We start from the raw sequence: 18853 nt of genomic DNA, 5'->3' as shown, positions 1-18853 counted from the left end.
CGTTATGTAGCACGTCATACACCCAGGCCTGATTCCCTGCCGCCTGCCCCGCCTCGTGGCTCGCATCGCACGCCGATGCCGCAGCCGCACAGCGGCAATTGTTTTCCCACCGAAAAGCTCGAACAATGTGCCATCAGGCCGCGCCGCCGGAGGTAATGCCCGTGACCCAAGTGTCCCCGCGAGACAGCGCCGCGCAAGTCGCCAGCGCCATCGCCGAAAGTGTCAAATACCAGGGCCGCAAGGCCAGCCGCCAGGGCAGCGAACAGCGCCGCCAGGCGATCCTCGACGCCGCGCTGCGAATCATCGTTCGCGATGGCGTGCGTGCCGTGCGTCACCGCGCCGTGGCCGCCGAGGCTGGGGTGCCACTGTCCGCCACCACCTACTACTTCAAGGACATCCAGGACCTCATCACCGATACCTTCGCGCTCTTCGTCGAGCGCAGCGCCGAAGCCCTGTCGACCTTCTGGGGCAGCGTCGAGGGTGACCTCCAGGCCATGGCCGCCGGCCTCGCCCAGGACGACCCGCAGGCGCGCCGCGAGCTGACGGCGAATATCGTCGAGCTGGCGATCCAGTACGTCATGGTCCAGCTCAACGAGCGCCGCGAGCATCTGCTCGCCGAACAGGCCTTCCGCCAGGAGGCGCTGCTCAACCCCAGCCTCAGCGATCTGGCGCAGCGTCACCGGCGGATTCTGTCCCTGGGCGTGGTGCATTTCTTCGAAGTGCTCGGTTCCAGACAGCCCGAGCAGGATGCCCGGGTGTTGACGGCCATCATCCTGCAGATGGAGTATCAGGGCCTGCTGGACGGGGCCGACCACCTGCAGACCGAGGAAATGCGTGCCATCCTTAGCCGCTATCTCGACCTGGTGATGGGCCTGTAGCTCCAGCTGCTGCATTGCAACCCCGCCATCCGGCGGGGTTTTCGTGTCGGAACTCCGGATGCCTTGACGCATCGCATGCCAAGGCATCCGGACCTAAGGAGGGCGTGATGAAAGTCTGGCGTGCACTGCTGCTGTTGAGCATCGGCCTGCTCAGTGGCTGTCTGGTGACGTTCAAGGACCCGATTCCGGCCAACGAGCCCGCGCCGGCTCACCTGCTGGGCCAGTGGTCGCGTGTGGACGAGTACGGCGAGGAACAGTTCCTCGAGGTGACCCGTTCCGGCTCCAACCTCTACCGTGCGCTCAGCTACGTCGACAGCAAGGACAACACCGACAGCGTCGAAGACTTCGGCTTCACCGTCGCCCACCACGGCAAGCGCTGGTATCTGTCGGCCGGGCTGCCGAAGAGCATGGGCGGCAACTTCGCCCTGGCCGGATTCGAGATCACCGACAAGGACGAACTGGTGATCTATAACCTGGATGTCGAGCACATTCTGCAGGACATGAAGGAAGGCGCGCTCAAGGGTGAGAAGGTCGACACCGAGCAGGGTGCCGGCGCCCTGGTGAGCAGCCCGCTGGCCGATGTCATCGCCTACCTGAACGATCCGGCCAACTCCGACGTGTTCGTCGAAGCGCTGCGCTTCTCGCGCGTTACCCCGGGAGAACAGCAATGACCCCACGGCGCAAGAAGTCCACGCCCAACGAGTACCAGCAGATCATCCGCGGCCTGTCCGACCGCATCGTCGAGGCACAGACACCGATCCGTGTGCTCGACGCCATCAAATGGGACGACAGCATCCGTGACGACTTCCTCAAGGGGCGCGGCAAGCATGCGCCCAAGGTCGACCGCGCCTACTACGATGGCCGACCGCTGTCCTTCGACAGCAGCGCGAAGAAGCAGGAATTCCAGAACATCGAGCGCGATATCACCCGCCACCTGGGGCAGTTCAATCCGGTCGGGCAGATCATGCGGCGCATGTGCAAGGAATACCGCATGGTCATCCGCATGCTCGAGGCGCGCGGTACCCAGGACTTCGGCCTGATCTCCCAGGAGCTCTACGGCTCGGCCTCGGATGCCTTCCATGCCGGCGACCCGACCCTGGCGGACCTCGGCCTGATGCTCTCGGACTACCTGAACAACATCGCCGACCGTGGCGACCTCAAGGACGAACCCAAGACCCTCACCGCCAGCGACGCGGTGAGGATGCTGCAGGAGCGCCTTAACAAGGTGTTCGACGGCAAGGAAGACACCATCCGCGTCTTCGAGTCCGACGGCATCGTTGCCGACGCCGCCGCCGGCGCCGATTACATCAAGGTGCGCGCGGACGCGATGTTCAACGAGCGCGACGTCCGCGCGCTGGAAGTCCACGAAGGCCTGGTGCACGTCGGCACCACGCTCAACGGCCTCAACCAGCCGATCTGCACCTTCCTCGCCAAGGGCCCGCCGTCGTCCACCGTGACCCAGGAAGGCCTGGCGATCCTGATGGAAGTGATCGCCTTTGCCTCCTACCCGACGCGCCTGCGCAAGCTCACCAACCGCACTCGTGCCATCCACATGGCGGAGGAGGGCGCGGACTTCCTCGAAGTGTTCAACTTCTACCGCGAGCAGAACTACAGCGCGGAAAGCAGCTACCAGAACGCCAGCCGGGTGTTCCGCGGTTCGACGCCTTCGGGGCTGCCGTTCACCAAGGACCTGTCGTACCTCAAGGGTTTCATCCTGATCTACAACTACATCCAGCTCGCCGTACGCAAGGGCAAGCTGGAGCAGATCCCGCTGCTGTTCTGCGGCAAGGCCACCCTGGAAGACATGCGCACCTTGCGCCAGTTAGTGGACGAGGGCCTGGTGGTGCCGCCCAAGTACCTGCCGCCGCAGTTCCGTGATCTCAATGCACTGTCGGCGTGGATGTGCTTCTCGAACTTCCTCAATCACCTGAGCCTCGACCGCATCGAGGCGGATTACGCCAATATCCTCTGACTGCGGACTCGGATTGGACCTCGGTCGTAGGATGGTGTGGAGCGAAGCGATACCCATCGATATTCCGGCGCTGCAGGGTGATGGGTATCGCAAGCTCCACCCATCCTACGCAAGGCGCTTCCCGGCAGTCAGGGTGCGATGTATGCCAAGGATGAACTCATGCTGAACCGCTGTTTCCGCGCTGTTGCCGTCTCGCTGCTGTTCGCCCTAAGCGGCTGCAGCTCCCTGCTGTTCTACCCCAGCGACGACGTCGCCATCACGCCCGCGCGGGCCAAACTGGAGTTCAGAGAGGTCACGCTCACGACTGCCGATGGCGTGAAGCTCGCCGGCTGGTGGCTGCCGGCGAAAGCGGGGGTGCCGGTCAAGGGCACCGTGCTGCACCTGCACGGCAATGGCGGCAACATGGCCTGGCACCTGGGCGGCGCCTACTGGTTGCCGGAACAGGGCTACCAGGTGCTGATGCTGGATTACCGCGGCTACGGCCATTCCGGCGGCGAACCGAGCCTGCCAGCGATCTACCAGGATATCGATGCCGCCTTCGCCTGGCTGGACAAGGCGCCGGAAGTACAGGGCAAGCCGGTGATCCTGCTCGGCCAGAGCCTCGGTGGCGCGCTATCGGTGCACTACCTGGGCCTGCACCCGGAGCGGCAGAAGCAATTGCATGCGGTGGTGCTCGACGGCGTGCCGGCGAGCTACCGCGACGTGGCGCAATACACCCTTTCCACCAGTTGGCTGACCTGGCCGCTGCAGGTGCCGCTGTCCTGGCTGGTGCCTGATGGCGACAGCGCGATCCGTTCCATGCCGCGACTTTCTGGCGCACCCGTGCTGTTCTTCCACAGCATCGACGATACCATTGTGCCCCTGGCCAACGGCCTGAGCCTGTACAAGGCCGCGCCGCCGCCCAAGGTCTTCCAGCTGACGCGCGGCAACCATGTGGAAACCTTCGGCGAACCCGTGTGGCGCGAAGTGATGCTGCGGTTCCTCGATGATCCGCAGCATTTCACCGGTCTGCGCCGGCTGGCCGAAGTCCCGAACTCTCCCTCTCCGGCGACGCCACAGGAATCGCAGGCGGACCCGAAACAACAAGGCAATCCATGAACGAGCGCAATCCGATCTCCTACATCCTCACTGTCATCGCCACCATCTTCGTCTCGGTCGGCACGCTCTGGTACTACGGCTACCTGCACTTCGCCAAACCCGAGGACGCCTTGGAGCTGACCCAGTTCACCATGCTGAAAAGCATCCCCGGCCAGGACACCAAGCTCTCCCTGGACCCGGCCGACCAGCAGGCGCAGTGCATCGACGGCGTGCTGGTGATGTTCGACATGACCCAGAAGGGCCTGACCGGTGTGCTGGTCGACGGTCGCAAGCGCGCCGTGCGCTGCATGGGCGAGCAGACCCCGCAAGAGGTCAAGTGACGGCGGGCCCGCCGTGCGGGCCAAGGGAGCAAGCCTCATGTGCCATCCCGAAATCCGCGTCTGGCAGGGCGATATCACCCGCCTCGACGTCGATGCCATCGTCAACGCCGCCAACAGCTCGCTGCTGGGCGGCGGTGGCGTCGACGGCGCCATCCACCGCGCCGCCGGCCCGGACCTGGTCCACGCCTGCCGCCCGCTGGGTGGCTGCAAGACCGGCCAGGCAAAGATCACTCCCGGCTTCCGCCTGCCGGCGCGCTTCGTCATCCATACTGTCGGGCCGGTCTGGCGCGGCGGTGAGCACGGCGAGCCGGAACTCCTCGCCCAGTGCTACCGCAACAGCTTGCAACTGGCCGAAGACAACGGCCTCGCCAGCATTGCCTTTCCCGCCATCAGTACCGGCATCTACGGTTATCCCGCCGAGGCCGCAGCACAGGTCGCCGTGGACGAGCTGCGTCGCCCGCGCGCAGAAGGAAGTTCGTTGAAGGAATTAGTGCTGGTGCCATTTTCGGCAGAGATGGCGGAGCTCTATCGGCGCCTGCTGGCTACGCGGCTCCATTGCTCCTTGTAGGAGCGAGCTTGCTCGCGAACCCAGGTTCGCCCCCGCGTCATTGTCATGCCCTCGCCGCAGCCCTCTCGTTTTGAGGCAGGGTGAGGGGCTCGGTGCGTGAATCTGTTCGCGAGCAGGCTCGCTCCTACGAAGAGCGCAAGAGCCGATTGTGTCGCCGGATCCGGACCGTAGGATGGGTGGAGCGCAGCGATACCCATGCTGCAGGTGCAGGGATCGATGGGTATCTCTGCGCTCCACGCCATCCTGCAAGAGCGCTGTATCCCGAAGGATCAGTAAGTGCTGCTTACTGCCGAGCGCGGCTGTACCGGATTGGCGTCATTGGAAATGGTCACCTCGACGCGACGGTTCATGGCGCGACCGGCCGGGGTGGCGTTGCTCGATACCGGATACTCCTTGCCGTAACCGCGAGAAACGACGCGATCGGAGGTGACACCCTGGCTCAGCAGGGCCAGGCGAATGGCGTCGGCGCGGCGCTCGGACAGCCCCTGGTTGTAGGAGGACGAGCCGCTGCTGTCGGTGTAGCCCTCGACGATGACCTTGCGTTCCGGGTTTTGCTGCAGGTAGCCGGCGAGGTTCTGCACATTGCTCATGGCGCCGGGCTTGAGCTCGGCGCGGTCGAGATCGAACAGCACGTCGCCGAAGGAGACCATGGTCCCGCGCGAGGTCTGCTTGGCGTTCAGCTCGCCCTTGAGCTTGTTCAGCTGTGCGGTACGGGCATCCAGGCGAGCCTGGGCGCGCTGGGCCGAGGTGTTCTTCATCTGGTCCTCGGCGTTGCGCAGCGCCACCGTCTGGTTGGCCAGCTCGATGCGTTGTTGGGTCAGGTAGGCCATCTGGTCGACGTCCTTCTGGTCGGCGCCGTCGCGATAGGCCTTGTCGGTCTTGGCCAGCCAATCACCGGCGTCCTTGGTTTCCAGCGCGGCCTGCTGGGTGGCCTGGGGTTCTGCCTGCAGCGCCTGGAAGTCGTTGCGGGCTTTCTCCAGGTTGGCGTTGGGCGGTGTCGAGCACGCGGCCAGGGCCAGGGCGAGGGTCGAGATGGTGGGCAGTACGATGAGCTTGTTCATGTCGAAATTCCTTATATGACCGGACGTAGGGGCAGGATCACTGGGCCTGCTGCAGGCCTTCCTGACGCAACTCCATCACGCCCTGCTGGGCGTCCTTGACGTTGTTCTGGGCCTTCACGGCCTGCGACTTGCGTTCGGCCACGCGGGCGTCCCATTCGGCCTGCTGCGCCAGGCGCTTGGCCTGGTCGTATTCCTTGTCGTTCAGGGCGATACGCGCCTGGGCCAGCTTGTCCTGGGCGTTCTTGGTTTCGACCGGGGCGAATTCCGGTCCACCGGAGCTGACGGCGGCGTTCACTGCCGACTCGGTGACGGCCATCTGCTCACTCGGCGGGTTGCCAGCGCAGCCGGCCAGCAGCACGGCGCTGCCAAGGGCAAGCAGGCTGAGGCGCAGGGAGGCGCGGGTGGAGGCGGTCGGGACGGTTCGAGCGCTCTGAGATTTCAGTTCCATTGGGTGAATCCTCTGACGTTTGGTAAGGGGTTCCCTCGGCGATTCGAGTGCCGGTGGATGCCTGCCGCGCGGGTCTGCGGCTTCGGGGGCATCTGATTAGGGGACTAAGGGTTTTGTCAGGGGGTTCAAAAAAAATGCCCGCCGTATTGGCGGGCATTGGTGACGATCAACCGGGATCAGCCGCGATGACGCAGCAATCGCAGGCCGTTGAACACCACCAGCAGGCTGGCGCCCATGTCCGCGAAAACCGCCATCCACAGGGTGCCTTCACCGGCCAGGGTGAGGGCAAGGAACACCGCCTTGATGCCCAGCGCCAGGGTGATGTTCTGGATCAGCACGCGATGAGTCTGGCGCGACAGGCGAATGAAGGACGGCAGCTTGCGCAGGTCATCATCCATCAGCGCCACGCCGGCGGTTTCAATGGCCGTGTCGGTGCCGGCCGCGCCCATGGCAAAGCCGATGTCGGCGCGGGCCAGGGCCGGGGCGTCGTTGATGCCGTCGCCGACCATGCCGACGCGCCTGCCGCCTTCCTGGCGTTGCTTCACCTCGCGCAGCTTGTCCTCCGGCAGCAGGTTGCCCAGCGCCTCGTCGATGCCTACCTGGGCGCCGATGGCGTTGGCGGTGTGGGGGTTGTCGCCGGTGAGCATCAGGGTCTTCACGCCCAGCTCGTGCAACTGCGCGATGGCTTCGCGGCTGGTCTGCTTGACCCCGTCGGCCACGGCGAACAGCGCCAGCGGGCCCTCGCTGTCGAGCAGCACGATGACCGTCTTGCCTTGTTGCTCGAGGGCGTCGAGGCGGGCTTCCAGCTCCTTCGAGCAGAGTTCCAGCTCCTCTACCAGGCGATGGTTGCCCAGGTGGTAGGTGCGGCCGTCGATCTCGCCTTTCACCCCACGGCCGGGCAGGGCAGTCAGCTCGCCAACACTGTACAACGCGATGTTGTCAGCCTCGGCAGCCTGGGCCACGGCGTGCGATACCGGGTGATCCGAGCGCGCGGCGAGGCTGGCAGCCAGGGTGCGCACATCGCCAGCGGCGGTTTCCCGCAGGGCGGTGAAGTCGGTCTGGCGCGGGCGACCTTCGGTGAGAGTGCCGGTCTTGTCGAGAGCGATCCAGCTCAGCGAGCGGCCCATTTCCAGGAACACCCCGCCCTTGATCAGGATGCCCAGGCGCGCCGCCGCCGACAGGCCGCTGACGATGGTCACCGGGGTGGAGATCACCAGGGCGCAGGGGCAGGCGATCACCAGCAGTACCAGCGCACGGTAGACCCAGTCCAGCCAGGCGCCGCCGAACAACAGCGGTGGCAGCAGCGCGGTGGCGATGGCGATGAGGAACACCGCCGGGGTGTAGATGCGCGAGAACTGGTCGACGAAGCGCTGGGTCGGTGCGCGCGAGCCCTGGGCCTCCTCCACGGCATGGATGATGCGCACCAGGGTACTGTCGTCGGCCACGCGGGTGACGCGGTATTCCAGGGCGCTTTCGCCGTTGATGGTGCCGGCGAACAGTGGATCGCCGGCCTGTTTCTCCACGGGCAGGCTTTCACCCGTGATCGGCGCCTGGTTGACGCTGGAGCGGCCGTCGAGCACCTCGCCGTCCAGCGCAATGCGCTCGCCGGGGCGCACCCGCACCCGCGCACCGAGGGCGACGGACTTGGCGGAAACCTCCTGCCATTGCCCGTCCAGTTGCACCGTGGCCTGTTCCGGCGCCAGTTGCAGCAGGCCGCGAATGGCGTTGCGCGCGCGGTCCAGCGACTTCGCCTCGATCAGTTCGGCGATGGCGAACAGCACGGCGACCATGGCTGCTTCCGGCCACTGGCCGATCAGCATGGCACCGGTCACGGCGATGCTCATCAGGGCATTGATGTTGAGGTTGCGGTTTTTCAGCGCGATCCAGCCCTTGCGATAGGTCGGCAGGCCAGCGCCGAGGATGGCGGCAATGGCCAGCGCCGCCACCAGCCAGTGCGGGCCGATGGCGAACCATTCGAAGAATTCCGCGCCCGCCGCCGCAACACCGGCCAGCGCCAGCGGCCACCAGGGTTTCTGCTGGGCGGGTGGTGCGGACGCAGGAGCGTTTTCGTCCACCGGCTCGGCCTGCATGCCGAGGGAGGCCACCAGCTTCTGCAACGGCTCGATGCTGTCGAAGCGGTGCTGCACGCGCAGCAGGCGCTGCATCAGGTTGAAGTCGAGGTCTTCCACCGCCGACACGCGGCCCAGCGCATCGCGCAGCAGGCGCTCTTCGGTGGGGCAATCCATGGCTTCGATACGCAGGCTGGTCCAGCGCAGCTCGCCGGCCGCAGCGCCTGCCACGGCGCTTGCCGCTTGCGCGAGGTCGATGCGTTCATGCTGATGATCGTGATCGTGATCGTGATCGTGATCGTGATCGTGATCGTGATCGTGGTCATGGTCATGGTCATGTCTGTGCGGTGCAGGTTCGGCCGCCGGGGCACGCAGCAGCGCGCCTTTGTCGCAGCCACAGCAGCCGGAGGCGTCATGTTCGCGGTCTTGGACAGGGCCCTGGATGGTCGGCCCCTGGCGATTGGCAGTCATGTCGTCCGTTCCTGTTTGACGAGTTGCTGCTGATTGCACACCCTGTAGCAACTACAGAGTCAAGCACCTGCTGGCGAGGAGTCGAAAATGAAGATCGGTGAACTGGCGAAACTGACCGGCTGCCCGGTGGAAACCATCCGCTACTACGAGCGCGAAGGCCTGCTGCCCGCGCCGTCGCGCAGCGAAGGCAACTACCGCCAGTACGACGCCAGCCACGTCGAGCGGCTGTCGTTTATCCGCCATTGCCGTTCGCTGGACATGACCCAGGAGGAAATCCGCATCCTCCTCGGCCTGCGCGACCGCCCCGAATCCGACTGCGGCACCGCCAACCGGCTGATCGACGAGCATTTGCACCACGTCGAGGTACGCATCGCCGAACTGCATTCACTCAGCCAGCAATTGCGCGACCTGCGCGCGCAATGCCAGGGCGAGGGTAGCAGCGAGGATTGCGGCATCCTCCGCGAGCTGGAGCAGCCGGCGGAGCCTTCGGTGATTCCCGATACGTGCGCCGCGGCAGGGCATTTGCACGTCCCGGGCGTTCATGGGCGGCATTGATCGTATTGTCGGGCTCGAGAATTCGTAGGGCGCATAACGCGTCAGCGTTATCCGCCATTGAGCGCCGGCTGGCGCATAACCTGTCCCAGGGCATGCGCCCTACTGGGCCAATTTGTTGATCCGAGGCCATGCGTAGGAACGGACAGTTGGCACCGCTTTTATGTAGGAGCGAGCTTGCTCGCTCCTACAAATAGAATCCAGCACCCCGGAAAACTCCAGGGCGCTGGGTTTCAGGAGTGCTCCGCCTCCGTCAGCTCATGCAGGTACTTGCGCGACAGTGCCAGGAAGCGCGGCGTCGGGCCGATGTCCTCGTAGATCGGGTCGCCGTGTTCGTCCTGTGCCACCACCTTGTTCCCCTGCACATAGGGGAAGCTCGCCTCCAGCTCTTCCAGCGCCGCGTTGACCAGTTCCCCCAGCAGCTCCTCGACGCTGCGCTTGGGGTACATGTCGTGCAGCGCGGCCAGACGCGCGGCCGTCTCGACGTCCAGCGGAATGCTGTATTGGTGGTTGGTCATGCGCCCCCTGGCGTTCTTTTCCCAATGGCGTACCAGCTCGCGGATTTTCATGTTCACCTCTAGGGTCGATACGTGGCGGTCGGCCCTCGTGAGGCCGCCGCAGGTTTTCCCGACGATGGGGATAACTTTCAGCCTAGACGTTGTCCGAGCAGGACTGCAGGCGTTCGTCGAGCGCTTGCCTGCCGGCCCCGCCGGCGGCACTGTGCAACCAAGCGACGCCCCTTCAATCAAGGGCTCTCGGACAAGGGCCCTTTATCCAGGAGATTGCGATGCCGGATATCGATGCGCGCCTGCGCGAGGACGTTCACCTGCTCGGCGAACTGCTCGGGCAGACCATCCGCGCCCAGTACGGGCAGGGCTTCCTCGACAAGATCGAGCTGATCCGCACCGGCGCCAAGGCCGCCCGACGCGGTTCTGCCGAAGGCGCCAAACAGCTCACCGCGACACTTGATGGCCTGGGCGAAGATGAACTGCTGCCGGTGGCGCGGGCCTTCAACCAGTTCCTCAACCTGGCCAACATCGCCGAGCAGTACCACCGCATCCGTCGGCGCACGGCGAAGGAGCCGGAGCCTTTCGAGAACCGCGTGCTCGCCGAACTGCTGGGCCGCCTGCGCAAGTCCGGCCTGGGCGCCGAGGGCCTGGCGCGGCAAGTGGCGGAGCTGGAAATCGAACTGGTGCTCACCGCGCATCCCACCGAAGTGGCGCGCCGCACGCTGATCCAGAAGTACGACGCCATCGCCGCGCAACTGGCCGCCGGCGACCACGCCGACCTGCTGCCCGAAGAGCGCCAGGCGGTGCAGGAAAAACTCCAGCGGCTGATTGCCGAGGCCTGGCACACCGACGAAATCCGCCGCACCCGGCCGACCCCGGTGGACGAGGCGAAATGGGGCTTCGCGGTGATCGAACATTCACTCTGGCACGCGTTGCCGGACTTCCTCCGTCACGTCGACCGCACCCTCCAGGACACCCTTGGCGAGCGCCTGCCGCTCACCGCCGCGCCGATCCGCTTCGCCTCCTGGATGGGCGGTGACCGCGACGGCAACCCCAATGTCACTGCCGCCATCACTCGCGAAGTCCTGCTGCTGGCGCGCTGGATGGCCGCCGACCTTTACCTGCGCGATGTGGACAGCCTGGCGTCCGACCTGTCCATGCAGCAGGCCAGCGACGAATTGCGCGCAGCAGTGGGCGACCTCGCCGAACCCTATCGCGCGTTGCTCAAGCAACTGCGCGAGCGCCTGCGCGCGACCCGCGCCTGGGCAGAACGCGCGATTCGTACCGGCGAGGAGCCCGGCGCCGAGGTATTGCAGGACAACCGCGAACTGCTGGAGCCGCTGAACCTCTGCTATCGCTCGCTGCAGGCATGCGGCATGGGCGTGATCGCCGATGGCGCGTTGCTCGATACGTTGCGCCGCGCCGCCACATTCGGGCTGTTCCTGGCGCGGCTGGACGTGCGCCAGGACTCCACGCGGCACGCCAGGGCGATGAGCGAAATCACCGAGTACCTGGGCCTGGGCGACTATGCCGAGTGGGACGAAAGCGTGCGCCAGGAATTCCTCCTCGAAGAGCTCGCCAGCCGCCGCCCACTGCTGCCGGCAAACTACGCTCCGACGCCGGAAACCGCCGAGGTCCTCGCCACTTGCCGCGTAGTAGCCCAGGCGCCGGCCGCTGCGCTGGGCTCCTACGTCATCTCCATGGCCGGGCAGCCGTCCGACGTGCTGGCCGTACAACTGCTGCTCAAGGAGTGCGGCCTGGAGCGGCCGATGCGCGTCGTGCCGCTGTTCGAGACGCTGGATGACCTGGACAACGCCGGCCCCTGCGTCGACCGCCTGCTCAGCCTGGACAGCTACCGCACCCAACTGGCCGGGCCGCAGGAAGTGATGATCGGCTACTCCGACTCGGCCAAGGACGCCGGAACCCTGGCGGCCGCCTGGGCGCAATACCGCGCGCAGGAGACGCTGGTGGACATCTGCCGCAACCATGGCGTCGAGCTGCTGCTGTTCCATGGCCGCGGTGGCACCGTCGGCCGTGGCGGCGGCCCGGCTCACGCGGCGATCCTCTCGCAGCCGCCGGGCTCGGTGGCCGGGCGCTTCCGCACCACCGAACAGGGCGAGATGATCCGCTTCAAGTTCGGCCTGCCGGACATCGCCGAACAGAACCTCAACCTCTACCTCGCCGCCGTACTGGAGGCCACCCTGCAGCCGCCGCCGGTTCCCGAGTCCGCCTGGCGCGAGGAAATGGACCGCCTCGCCGCCGATGGCGTGCTCGCCTACCGCGCAGTGGTGCGGGAGAACCCGCAGTTCGTCGAATACTTCCGCGAAGCCACGCCGGAGCAGGAGCTGGGCCGCCTGCCGCTGGGCAGTCGGCCGGCCAAGCGCCGCGAGGGCGGGGTGGAAAGCCTGCGGGCGATCCCCTGGATCTTCGCCTGGACCCAGACGCGCCTGATGCTGCCGGCCTGGCTGGGCTGGGAGGATGCGCTGTTCAAGGCCATCGAGCGTGGCGAAGGGGCGCTGCTGGGGCGGATGCGCAAGGAGTGGCCATTCTTCACCACGCGCATCGACATGCTGGAGATGGTTCTGGCCAAGGCCGACCGGGAAATCGCCCAACTCTACGATGAGCGCCTGGTGCAATCGGAACTGCGACCATTAGGTGCGCATTTACGCGACCTATTGTCGCAGTCGGTGCGCGTGGTGCTGGGCCTGACCGGGCAATCGCAACTGCTTGCCCACGCCGCCGAGACGCGCGAATCCATTGGTGTGCGCAACACCTACCTGGACCCGCTGCACCTGCTCCAGGCCGAGCTGCTGGCACGCTCGCGACGCTGTACCGGCGATGCCTGCGGCGGTCTGGAGCAAGCCATGCTGGTGACGGTGGCCGGTATTGCGGCAGGGCTGCGAAATACCGGCTGAGGCTCGCTCACCCCCCACCAAAGGTGAATTGCCGAGCCGTCAATTGAGATTAATTTGATGGCTGATCCCGGGCGCGGAAATGGCCCGGGATCAGCGTGCGCAGTCCCCATGGCCGGCTTGTGTGGTGTGGGACCGCTGTGTATCGTGAGCAACCTTTCGGCGCACCTCTGCGCCATTCCAAGCATGATGAGATTGGCCCCACGAGGCGGATCCGTGATTTCGCTTAACAAGTATTAAGGAGCATATCGATGCGTGTGATTCTGCTCGGGGCGCCCGGTGCCGGCAAAGGTACCCAGGCTCGCTTCATCACTGAGAAGTTCGGCATTCCGCAGATTTCCACCGGCGACATGCTGCGTGCAGCGGTCAAGGCTGGCACCGAGCTCGGCCTGCAGGCCAAGAGCGTGATGGACGCCGGCGGCCTGGTATCCGATGACCTGATCATCAACCTGGTCAAGGAACGTATCGCGCAGCCGGACTGCGCCAAGGGCTTCCTGTTCGACGGCTTCCCGCGCACCATTCCCCAGGCCGAGGCCATGAAGGAAGCGGGCGTTTCCATCGACCACGTGGTCGAGATCGCCGTGGACGACGAGGAAATCGTCGGTCGCATCGCCGGTCGTCGCGTTCACCCGGCCTCGGGCCGCGTCTACCACGTCGAGCACAATCCGCCGAAGGTGGAAGGCAAGGACGACGAGACCGGCGAAGAGCTGATCCAGCGCGAAGACGACAAGGAAGCCACCGTGCGTCACCGCCTGTCGGTCTACCACTCGCAGACCAAGCCGCTGGTCGACTTCTACCAGAAGCTCGCCGCTGCCGATGGCACGCCGAAGTACACCCGCGTCGAGGGTGTCGGTTCGGTCGAGCAGATCACCGCCAAGGTGCTCGGCGCTCTGAACTGATCCATCGCCGTATCAGCCAAAGGCCCGCACACGCGGGCCTTTGGCGTTTATAATGCCGGCCCGTTTTTTATCGCTTCTGCTGTTTGCCATTGAAGGAAAGCACCATGCCCACGCTGTTGGCCCTGGATACCTCGACCGAAGCCTGTTCCGTCGCCCTGCTGCATGACGGCCGCCGGTTCGTGCGCCATGAGGTGATCCCGCGCCTGCACGCCCAGCGCCTGCTGCCCATGGTGCAGGACCTCCTCGGCGAGGCCGGCATCGCGCTGTCCGCCGTCGACGCCATCGCTTTCGGCCGCGGCCCCGGCGCCTTCACCGGGGTGCGCATCGCCATCGGCGTCGTCCAGGGCCTGGCGTTCGCCCTGCAGAAGCCGGTGCTGCCGATCTCCGACCTGGCCGTGCTGGCCCAGCGTGCCTACCGCGAGCATGGCGCCAGCCAGGTAGCGGCGGCCATCGATGCGCGCATGGACGAGGTGTACTGGGGGTGCTACCGCGTGGAGCAGGGCGAGATGCGCCTGGCCGGCGCCGAGGCGGTGTTGCCGCCCGAGCGTGTAGAGCTGCCGCGCGACGCCCAGGGCGAGTGGTTCGGCTCCGGCACCGGCTGGGGCTTCGAGGAGCGCCTGGCGGTGAAGGTTGCTGCCCGTGACGCGAGCCTGCTGCCACACGCCGAAGACCTGCTGACCCTGGCCGAATTCGCCTGGGCCCGTGGCGATGCCGTTGACGCAGAGCAGGCCCAGCCGGTGTACCTGCGCGACAACGTGGCAACACCCAAGAAAGCCTGACCTGTGCCAATTGACCGCAGTCGCGCCCGCTCGCTAGAGTGAGCTTATTCCCACCGAGTTTCTCCCATGCGTATCGACGGCTTCACTTCCCTATCCCAGACACCGGAGCGCGGGTCCCGTACGGGCACTGCGGTCACTCCGTATCGGGAAGTGCAACGTGACGTCGAAACCCGCCGCGAACAGCCCGCGTCGACCTCGGCCAGCCAGGGCCTGGAATCGCAGGCCCAGACCCGCCGCGTGGAATCCTCCAGCGCCAGCAGCTACGGTGTGCCGGCGACCCTGCGCGACAATCTCGAGTACCAGCGCCCGCTGAGTTCCCGCGCGGCCCAGGCGCTCGCCAGCTACACCAGCACCGCCAGCATGGTGGGCCAGTACGAAGGCCAGGAAGTCGTCGGTCTCGACCTCTACGCCTGATTCATGACCCTGCCGTACTTTTCATGAGCCTGCCGTACTACCTCGGTTGCCCCTCCTGGAACGAGTCCGCCTGGCGCGGCACTTTCTACCCGCCCGAGCTGCGCGCCGGCGACACCCTGGGCTTCTACTCCCAGGTATTCAACGCGGTGGAAGGCAACACCACCTTCTATGCCCGACCCAGCGCCGACACCCTCGTGCGCTGGGCGCAGACCATGCCGGAGACGTTCCGCTTCTGCGCCAAGCTGCCGCGCGACATCAGTCATGAAGGCGATCTGCGCGGCCAGTTGGAGAACACCCAGGACTTCCTCGACCTGCTGGCGCCGCTGGGCCAGCGCGTCGCGCCGCTGTGGTTGCAGGTTTCCGCCGGCTTCGGCCCGGACCGCCTCGCCGAGCTGGCCGCCTGGCTGGACGCTTTCTCCACGCGGCGCATCGCGGTGGAGGTCCGGCATCCGGCCTTCTTCGCCAAGGGCGACGAAGAACGGGCGCTCAACCGCCTGTTGCTGGACCGTGGCGTCGAGCGCATCTGCCTGGACTCGCGGGCGCTGTTCGCCGTGCAGTCCGACGATCCTGCCGTGCTCCATGCCCAGTCGAAGAAACCCAAGGTGCCGGTGCGTCCGGCGGCCTTCAGCGACAGCCCGCAAGTGCGCTTCATCGGAGGGCCGGACCTGGACGCCAATCTCGCCCATCTCGCGCCCTGGATCGGCAAGGTGGCCGAGTGGATCGAGCAGGGCCTGACGCCCTACGTGTTCCTCCACACGCCGGACAACCACTGCGCCGCCGAGCAGGCACAGCGCTTCCACGCCTTGCTGCGCGAGCGCCTGCCGGGACTGCCGCCGTTGTTCGAGCACAAACCGGAAGTGGAACAGCTCGGGCTGCTCTGAGCGGGCAATTGTGCGTGGCGTGGGGCGAGCGAGGGGGCTAACCTGCTGCTTCCCCGTTCGGCAAGGAGATGGCCATGACCCCACAACAGCAACGCGGCGAAGCCTTCCGCGCGCTACACCAGCGCGATGGCCTGTTCGTCCTGCCCAACCCCTGGGATGCCGGCTCGGCAAAAATGCTCGCCCACCTGGGTTTCGAAGCCCTGGCCACCACCAGTGCGGGGCTGGCCTTCGCCCTCGGTCGGCGTGACGCCGAAGGCGCGGTGAGTCGTGACGAGGCGTTGGCCAATGCGCGCGAGATAGTCGAAGCGACGCCGCTGCCGGTCGCTGCCGACCTGGAGAACGGTTACGGCGATACCCCGGAGCACTGTGCGGAAACGATCCGTCTTGCCGCCGCCTGCGGGCTGGTCGGCGGCTCCATCGAAGACGCCACCGGCCGGGCCGATGCGCCGATCTACCCGCTGGAACTGGCCGTGGAGCGCGTCACCGCTGCCGTGCAAGCCGCCCGTGACTTGCCCTTTACCTTCACCCTGGCGGCGCGGGCGGAAAACTTCCTGCACGGCCGAGTCGACCTGGACGACACCATCCGCCGCCTGGTGGCCTTCGCCGAAGCGGGCGCCGACGTGCTCTATGCCCCGGGCCTGAAGACCCGCGAGGAAATCGCCGCCGTGGTCAGCGCCGTGGCGCCGCGCCCGGTCAACGTGCTGGTGGGCTCGCCGGCCCTGCAACTGGGGCTGGAGGAGTTGGCCGAGCTGGGCGTGAAGCGTGTCAGCGTCGGTTCGACCCTGGCGCGAGCGGCCTATGGCGCCTTCTTCGGTGCTTCCGAAGCGTTGGCGAAAGGCGACCTGCAGCCCATGCACGGCGCCATGCCCTTCGACCGCATCAACGGCCTGTTCCGGGGCTGAGGCTTGCGCTGGTGGCTGCTCGCTTTCGTCCTCGCCTGCGCGGGGTTTGCGTTGTCGGTGCAGCAACAGTGGTTGAGCCTGCCAGCTCGCTGGAATCCCTGGGCACCGCTGGATGTGCGCGATGAGCCCAACCTGCTGACCCGCTACAAGCTCTGGCGCCTGCGTGACGACGTCGACCTATGCCGCCTGGCATTGCAGAGTTCCGATCTCAAGGCGCAGCCGATGGCCGACAGTGAGCCGGTCGCCGGCTGCCCGTTGCACAACGTCTGGCGGGTGCAGGGCGCGCAGGTGAAGTTGAGCAGCAGCTTTCTCGCCAGTTGCCCGCTGGCGGTGAGCTTCGCACTGTTCGAGCGCCACTCGCTGCAGCCGGTCGCGCGGGAGATCTATGGCCAGCCGGTGGCTGGAGTCGAGCACCTGGGCAGCTTTGCCTGCCGCAACATCTACGGCCGCGCCGATGCCCGGCGCAGCCAGCATGCCAGCGCCAATGCGCTGGACATCGCCGCCTTCCGCCTCGCCGATGGCCGACGCATCGTGGTGGCCGAGGACTGGAACGGACACGGCGATGCCGCGCGCTTCCTGCGTGCCGTGCGCGATGGCGCGTGTGGCAATTTCGACGGTGTGCTCGGCCCGGATTACAACCGCGCCCACCATGATCATTTCCATCTCGACCTGGGCGGCTGGCAGATCTGCCGTTGAGCCAGCGGGTCGCGCGCTGCGATAGAATTGCGGTTTTTCCCAGGATCGCCCCGTCATGACCGAAGTACTCACCCCGCCGCGCATCGTCGTCCAGGCGCTGGCGCCTGCCTGGCAGGCTGCCGCCGAGCAGTGGGCGCAGCGGCTCGGGCTGCCGATGGGCGAGGGTGATGCGGACTTCGCCGTGCAACTGGGGGATGACGGCCTGCAACTGCTGCAACTGGGGCCGGATTCGCCTGGCCCGGTGCGGGTGGACTTCCTCGAGGGAGCCACGGCGCACCGCCGGCAGTTCGGCGGCGGCGCCGGGCAGATGATCGCCAAGGCCGTGGGTATCCAGCAGGGCGTGCGCCCGCATGTGCTGGACGCCACCGCCGGCCTGGGCAAGGACGCCTTCGTGCTGGCGACCCTGGGTTGCGAGATGCACCTGAGCGAACGTCAGCCGATCATTGCCGCGTTGCTGGAAGACGGCCTGGCTCGCGCGGCGGGGGATTTCGAGGTGGGCGCCATCGTCGCGCGCATGCGCCTGCTGCGGGGCAACGCCATCGAGCGCATGGCCGCGTGGGAGGGGGAGGCGCCACAGGTGATCTATCTCGACCCGATGTTCCCCCACCGCGACAAGAGCGCGCTGGTGAAGAAGGAAATGCGCCTGTTCCGCCCGCTGGTCGGCGACGACCTGGATGCACCGGCGCTGCTGGAAGCGGCGCTGAAGCTGGCCAGCCACCGAGTGGTGGTGAAGCGCCCGCGCAAGGCGCCGATCATCGAGGGGCAGAAGCCCAGCTACAGCCTGGAAGGCAAGTCCAGCCGGTATGACATCTATCCGCTGAAGAGCCTGAAGGGCTGACGGCCAACTCGAGGGCCCGAGGATTTACGTAGGAGCAACTGTTTTTTCCTCGGGGCCGTACCAATACATCCCCCTCACCCCAGCCCTGGCTGCGCGCCCCGCTCCTCAGGGAGAGGGGGCAGCCCGAGCCGGCTGACACTGAGGTTTCATCCTGCACCTAACGGTTCCCTCTCCCCGGGAGAGGGCCGACCTGAGCGCAGAGCTTTCACGTAGGAGCGGACTTTGTCCGCGATGACTTTCGGCGCGATTCGAACCTATCGCGGACGGAGTCCGCTCCTACAAATCTTGTTGCCGCAGCTTTGCTCTTGCAGAAGCGAGCTTGCTCGCGAACCGGCCCAACGCCGAAATCGCCGGGAAATCCTGTTCGCACCGGATCGATTCCGGAGCCAGCCGGATAGCGCGGCGCGATCAGGGCGCTCAGGACGGTCCCCTCTCCCTCCGGGAGAGGGTTAGGGTGGGGCCGACCTGAGCGCAGAACTTTCACGTAGGAGCGGACTTTGTCCGCGATGACTTTCGGCGCGATTCGCACCTATCGCGGACGGAGTCCGCTCCTACAAATCATGTTGCCGCAGCTTTGCTCTTGCAG

General features: G+C 66.2%; 19 protein-coding genes. 15 read left to right on the top strand and 4 right to left on the bottom strand.

What is annotated here, in order from left to right:
• Positions 1–161: 161 nt before the first annotated feature.
• From N5C91_RS29885 to N5C91_RS29860, 6 genes are all read left to right on the top strand, one after another.
• Complete coding sequence (locus N5C91_RS29885; RefSeq protein WP_236173161.1) at positions 162–878, top strand: TetR family transcriptional regulator; 717 nt, start codon at positions 162–164, stop codon at positions 876–878.
• Positions 879–985: 107 nt separating this feature from the next.
• Entirely contained in the window at positions 986–1549 is a 564-nt protein-coding gene (locus N5C91_RS29880; protein WP_236198407.1) for a hypothetical protein, read from the top strand.
• Positions 1546–2850 carry a flavohemoglobin expression-modulating QEGLA motif protein gene (locus N5C91_RS29875; protein WP_236198408.1) on the top strand — a complete coding sequence of 435 codons (1305 nt, stop codon included), beginning with the start codon at positions 1546–1548 and terminating at the stop codon, positions 2848–2850. The genes N5C91_RS29880 and N5C91_RS29875 overlap by 4 nt, the downstream gene beginning before the upstream one ends.
• 159 nt (positions 2851–3009) lie before the next feature.
• Positions 3010–3948, top strand: a complete 939-nt coding sequence (locus tag N5C91_RS29870; protein ID WP_236198409.1) for an alpha/beta hydrolase — start codon at positions 3010–3012, stop codon at positions 3946–3948.
• Entirely contained in the window at positions 3945–4268 is a 324-nt protein-coding gene (locus N5C91_RS29865) for a hypothetical protein (protein ID WP_045209962.1), read from the top strand. Before N5C91_RS29870 ends, N5C91_RS29865 begins: the two co-directional genes overlap by 4 nt.
• Before the next feature lie 37 nt (positions 4269–4305).
• On the top strand, positions 4306–4836 hold the full coding sequence (locus tag N5C91_RS29860; protein WP_279834007.1) for an O-acetyl-ADP-ribose deacetylase: 531 nt from the start codon (positions 4306–4308) through the stop codon (positions 4834–4836).
• 269 nt (positions 4837–5105) lie between these two features.
• Here N5C91_RS29860 and N5C91_RS29855 read toward each other — a convergent pair whose 3' ends face one another.
• The 3 genes from N5C91_RS29855 to N5C91_RS29845 all read right to left on the bottom strand — a co-directional run bounded on the left by N5C91_RS29855 (position 5106) and on the right by N5C91_RS29845 (position 8591).
• Positions 5106–5897, bottom strand: a complete 792-nt coding sequence (locus N5C91_RS29855; protein ID WP_236173155.1) for an OmpA family protein — start codon at positions 5895–5897, stop codon at positions 5106–5108.
• A 37-nt stretch (positions 5898–5934) separates the two neighbouring features.
• Complete coding sequence (locus N5C91_RS29850) at positions 5935–6345, bottom strand: DUF4398 domain-containing protein (RefSeq protein WP_279834006.1); 411 nt, start codon at positions 6343–6345, stop codon at positions 5935–5937.
• Between the two features lie 176 nt (positions 6346–6521).
• Positions 6522–8591, bottom strand: coding sequence for a heavy metal translocating P-type ATPase (locus tag N5C91_RS29845; RefSeq protein ID WP_279834041.1), 2070 nt, complete (start codon positions 8589–8591; stop codon positions 6522–6524).
• A gap of 381 nt (positions 8592–8972) precedes the next feature.
• Here N5C91_RS29845 and cadR point away from each other — a divergent pair, with 381 nt between their 5' ends.
• Positions 8973–9440 carry a Cd(II)/Pb(II)-responsive transcriptional regulator gene (gene cadR / locus N5C91_RS29840; RefSeq protein WP_279834003.1) on the top strand — a complete coding sequence of 156 codons (468 nt, stop codon included), beginning with the start codon at positions 8973–8975 and terminating at the stop codon, positions 9438–9440.
• 230 nt (positions 9441–9670) lie between these two features.
• On the opposite strand, the gene N5C91_RS29835 is transcribed toward cadR, so the two are convergent.
• Positions 9671–10006, bottom strand: coding sequence for a pilin assembly protein (locus N5C91_RS29835; protein ID WP_279834001.1), 336 nt, complete (start codon positions 10004–10006; stop codon positions 9671–9673).
• A 218-nt stretch (positions 10007–10224) separates the two neighbouring features.
• Here N5C91_RS29835 and ppc point away from each other — a divergent pair, with 218 nt between their 5' ends.
• The 8 genes from ppc to N5C91_RS29795 all read left to right on the top strand — a co-directional run bounded on the left by ppc (position 10225) and on the right by N5C91_RS29795 (position 18267).
• Positions 10225–12861: a phosphoenolpyruvate carboxylase gene (gene ppc, locus N5C91_RS29830; RefSeq protein WP_279833999.1), complete on the top strand. Its 2637-nt coding sequence runs from the start codon at positions 10225–10227 to the stop codon at positions 12859–12861.
• A 248-nt stretch (positions 12862–13109) separates the two neighbouring features.
• The gene (adk, locus tag N5C91_RS29825) at positions 13110–13757 is read left to right on the top strand and encodes an adenylate kinase (RefSeq protein ID WP_236173149.1); all 648 of its coding nucleotides are present in this window, start codon (positions 13110–13112) and stop codon (positions 13755–13757) included.
• Between the two features lie 104 nt (positions 13758–13861).
• Positions 13862–14536, top strand: a complete 675-nt coding sequence (gene tsaB / locus N5C91_RS29820) for a tRNA (adenosine(37)-N6)-threonylcarbamoyltransferase complex dimerization subunit type 1 TsaB (protein WP_236198413.1) — start codon at positions 13862–13864, stop codon at positions 14534–14536.
• 66 nt (positions 14537–14602) lie between these two features.
• Complete coding sequence (locus tag N5C91_RS29815; protein ID WP_236173147.1) at positions 14603–14950, top strand: hypothetical protein; 348 nt, start codon at positions 14603–14605, stop codon at positions 14948–14950.
• Between the two features lie 23 nt (positions 14951–14973).
• On the top strand, positions 14974–15831 hold the full coding sequence (locus tag N5C91_RS29810; protein WP_279833995.1) for a DUF72 domain-containing protein: 858 nt from the start codon (positions 14974–14976) through the stop codon (positions 15829–15831).
• Positions 15832–15905: 74 nt separating this feature from the next.
• A complete protein-coding gene (locus tag N5C91_RS29805) occupies positions 15906–16733 on the top strand; it encodes an isocitrate lyase/phosphoenolpyruvate mutase family protein (RefSeq protein WP_279833993.1) in 828 nt (275 codons plus the stop codon).
• A gap of 3 nt (positions 16734–16736) precedes the next feature.
• Complete coding sequence (locus N5C91_RS29800; RefSeq protein ID WP_236173144.1) at positions 16737–17429, top strand: extensin family protein; 693 nt, start codon at positions 16737–16739, stop codon at positions 17427–17429.
• Between the two features lie 55 nt (positions 17430–17484).
• On the top strand, positions 17485–18267 hold the full coding sequence (locus N5C91_RS29795) for a class I SAM-dependent methyltransferase (RefSeq protein WP_236173143.1): 783 nt from the start codon (positions 17485–17487) through the stop codon (positions 18265–18267).
• Positions 18268–18853 lie beyond the last annotated feature (586 nt).

Origin of the sequence: Pseudomonas sp. GD03903, from assembly GCF_029840045.1 — a bacterium.
In the GTDB taxonomy this organism is placed as follows: Bacteria; Pseudomonadota; Gammaproteobacteria; order Pseudomonadales; family Pseudomonadaceae; genus Pseudomonas; species Pseudomonas pseudonitroreducens.
Note: the sequence above shows the minus strand (reverse complement) of the source record. Positions and strands in the feature narration are given on the sequence as shown.

What these genes read in the sequence shown, in the direction of transcription:
- N5C91_RS29805 (WP_279833993.1), top strand. Translation starts at nt 15,906, where the DNA reads ATGACCCCACAACAGCAACGCGGCGAAGCCTTCCGCGCGCTACACCAG.
- N5C91_RS29865 (WP_045209962.1), top strand. Translation starts at nt 3,945, where the DNA reads ATGAACGAGCGCAATCCGATCTCCTACATCCTCACTGTCATCGCCACC.
- N5C91_RS29795 (WP_236173143.1), top strand. Translation starts at nt 17,485, where the DNA reads ATGACCGAAGTACTCACCCCGCCGCGCATCGTCGTCCAGGCGCTGGCG.
- cadR (WP_279834003.1), top strand. Translation starts at nt 8,973, where the DNA reads ATGAAGATCGGTGAACTGGCGAAACTGACCGGCTGCCCGGTGGAAACC.
- tsaB (WP_236198413.1), top strand. Translation starts at nt 13,862, where the DNA reads ATGCCCACGCTGTTGGCCCTGGATACCTCGACCGAAGCCTGTTCCGTC.
- N5C91_RS29815 (WP_236173147.1), top strand. Translation starts at nt 14,603, where the DNA reads ATGCGTATCGACGGCTTCACTTCCCTATCCCAGACACCGGAGCGCGGG.
- N5C91_RS29855 (WP_236173155.1), bottom strand. Translation starts at nt 5,897, where the DNA reads ATGAACAAGCTCATCGTACTGCCCACCATCTCGACCCTCGCCCTGGCC.
- adk (WP_236173149.1), top strand. Translation starts at nt 13,110, where the DNA reads ATGCGTGTGATTCTGCTCGGGGCGCCCGGTGCCGGCAAAGGTACCCAG.
- N5C91_RS29850 (WP_279834006.1), bottom strand. Translation starts at nt 6,345, where the DNA reads ATGGAACTGAAATCTCAGAGCGCTCGAACCGTCCCGACCGCCTCCACC.
- N5C91_RS29810 (WP_279833995.1), top strand. Translation starts at nt 14,974, where the DNA reads ATGAGCCTGCCGTACTACCTCGGTTGCCCCTCCTGGAACGAGTCCGCC.
- ppc (WP_279833999.1), top strand. Translation starts at nt 10,225, where the DNA reads ATGCCGGATATCGATGCGCGCCTGCGCGAGGACGTTCACCTGCTCGGC.
- N5C91_RS29835 (WP_279834001.1), bottom strand. Translation starts at nt 10,006, where the DNA reads ATGAAAATCCGCGAGCTGGTACGCCATTGGGAAAAGAACGCCAGGGGG.
- N5C91_RS29870 (WP_236198409.1), top strand. Translation starts at nt 3,010, where the DNA reads ATGCTGAACCGCTGTTTCCGCGCTGTTGCCGTCTCGCTGCTGTTCGCC.
- N5C91_RS29845 (WP_279834041.1), bottom strand. Translation starts at nt 8,591, where the DNA reads ATGGATTGCCCCACCGAAGAGCGCCTGCTGCGCGATGCGCTGGGCCGC.
- N5C91_RS29880 (WP_236198407.1), top strand. Translation starts at nt 986, where the DNA reads ATGAAAGTCTGGCGTGCACTGCTGCTGTTGAGCATCGGCCTGCTCAGT.
- N5C91_RS29875 (WP_236198408.1), top strand. Translation starts at nt 1,546, where the DNA reads ATGACCCCACGGCGCAAGAAGTCCACGCCCAACGAGTACCAGCAGATC.
- N5C91_RS29860 (WP_279834007.1), top strand. Translation starts at nt 4,306, where the DNA reads ATGTGCCATCCCGAAATCCGCGTCTGGCAGGGCGATATCACCCGCCTC.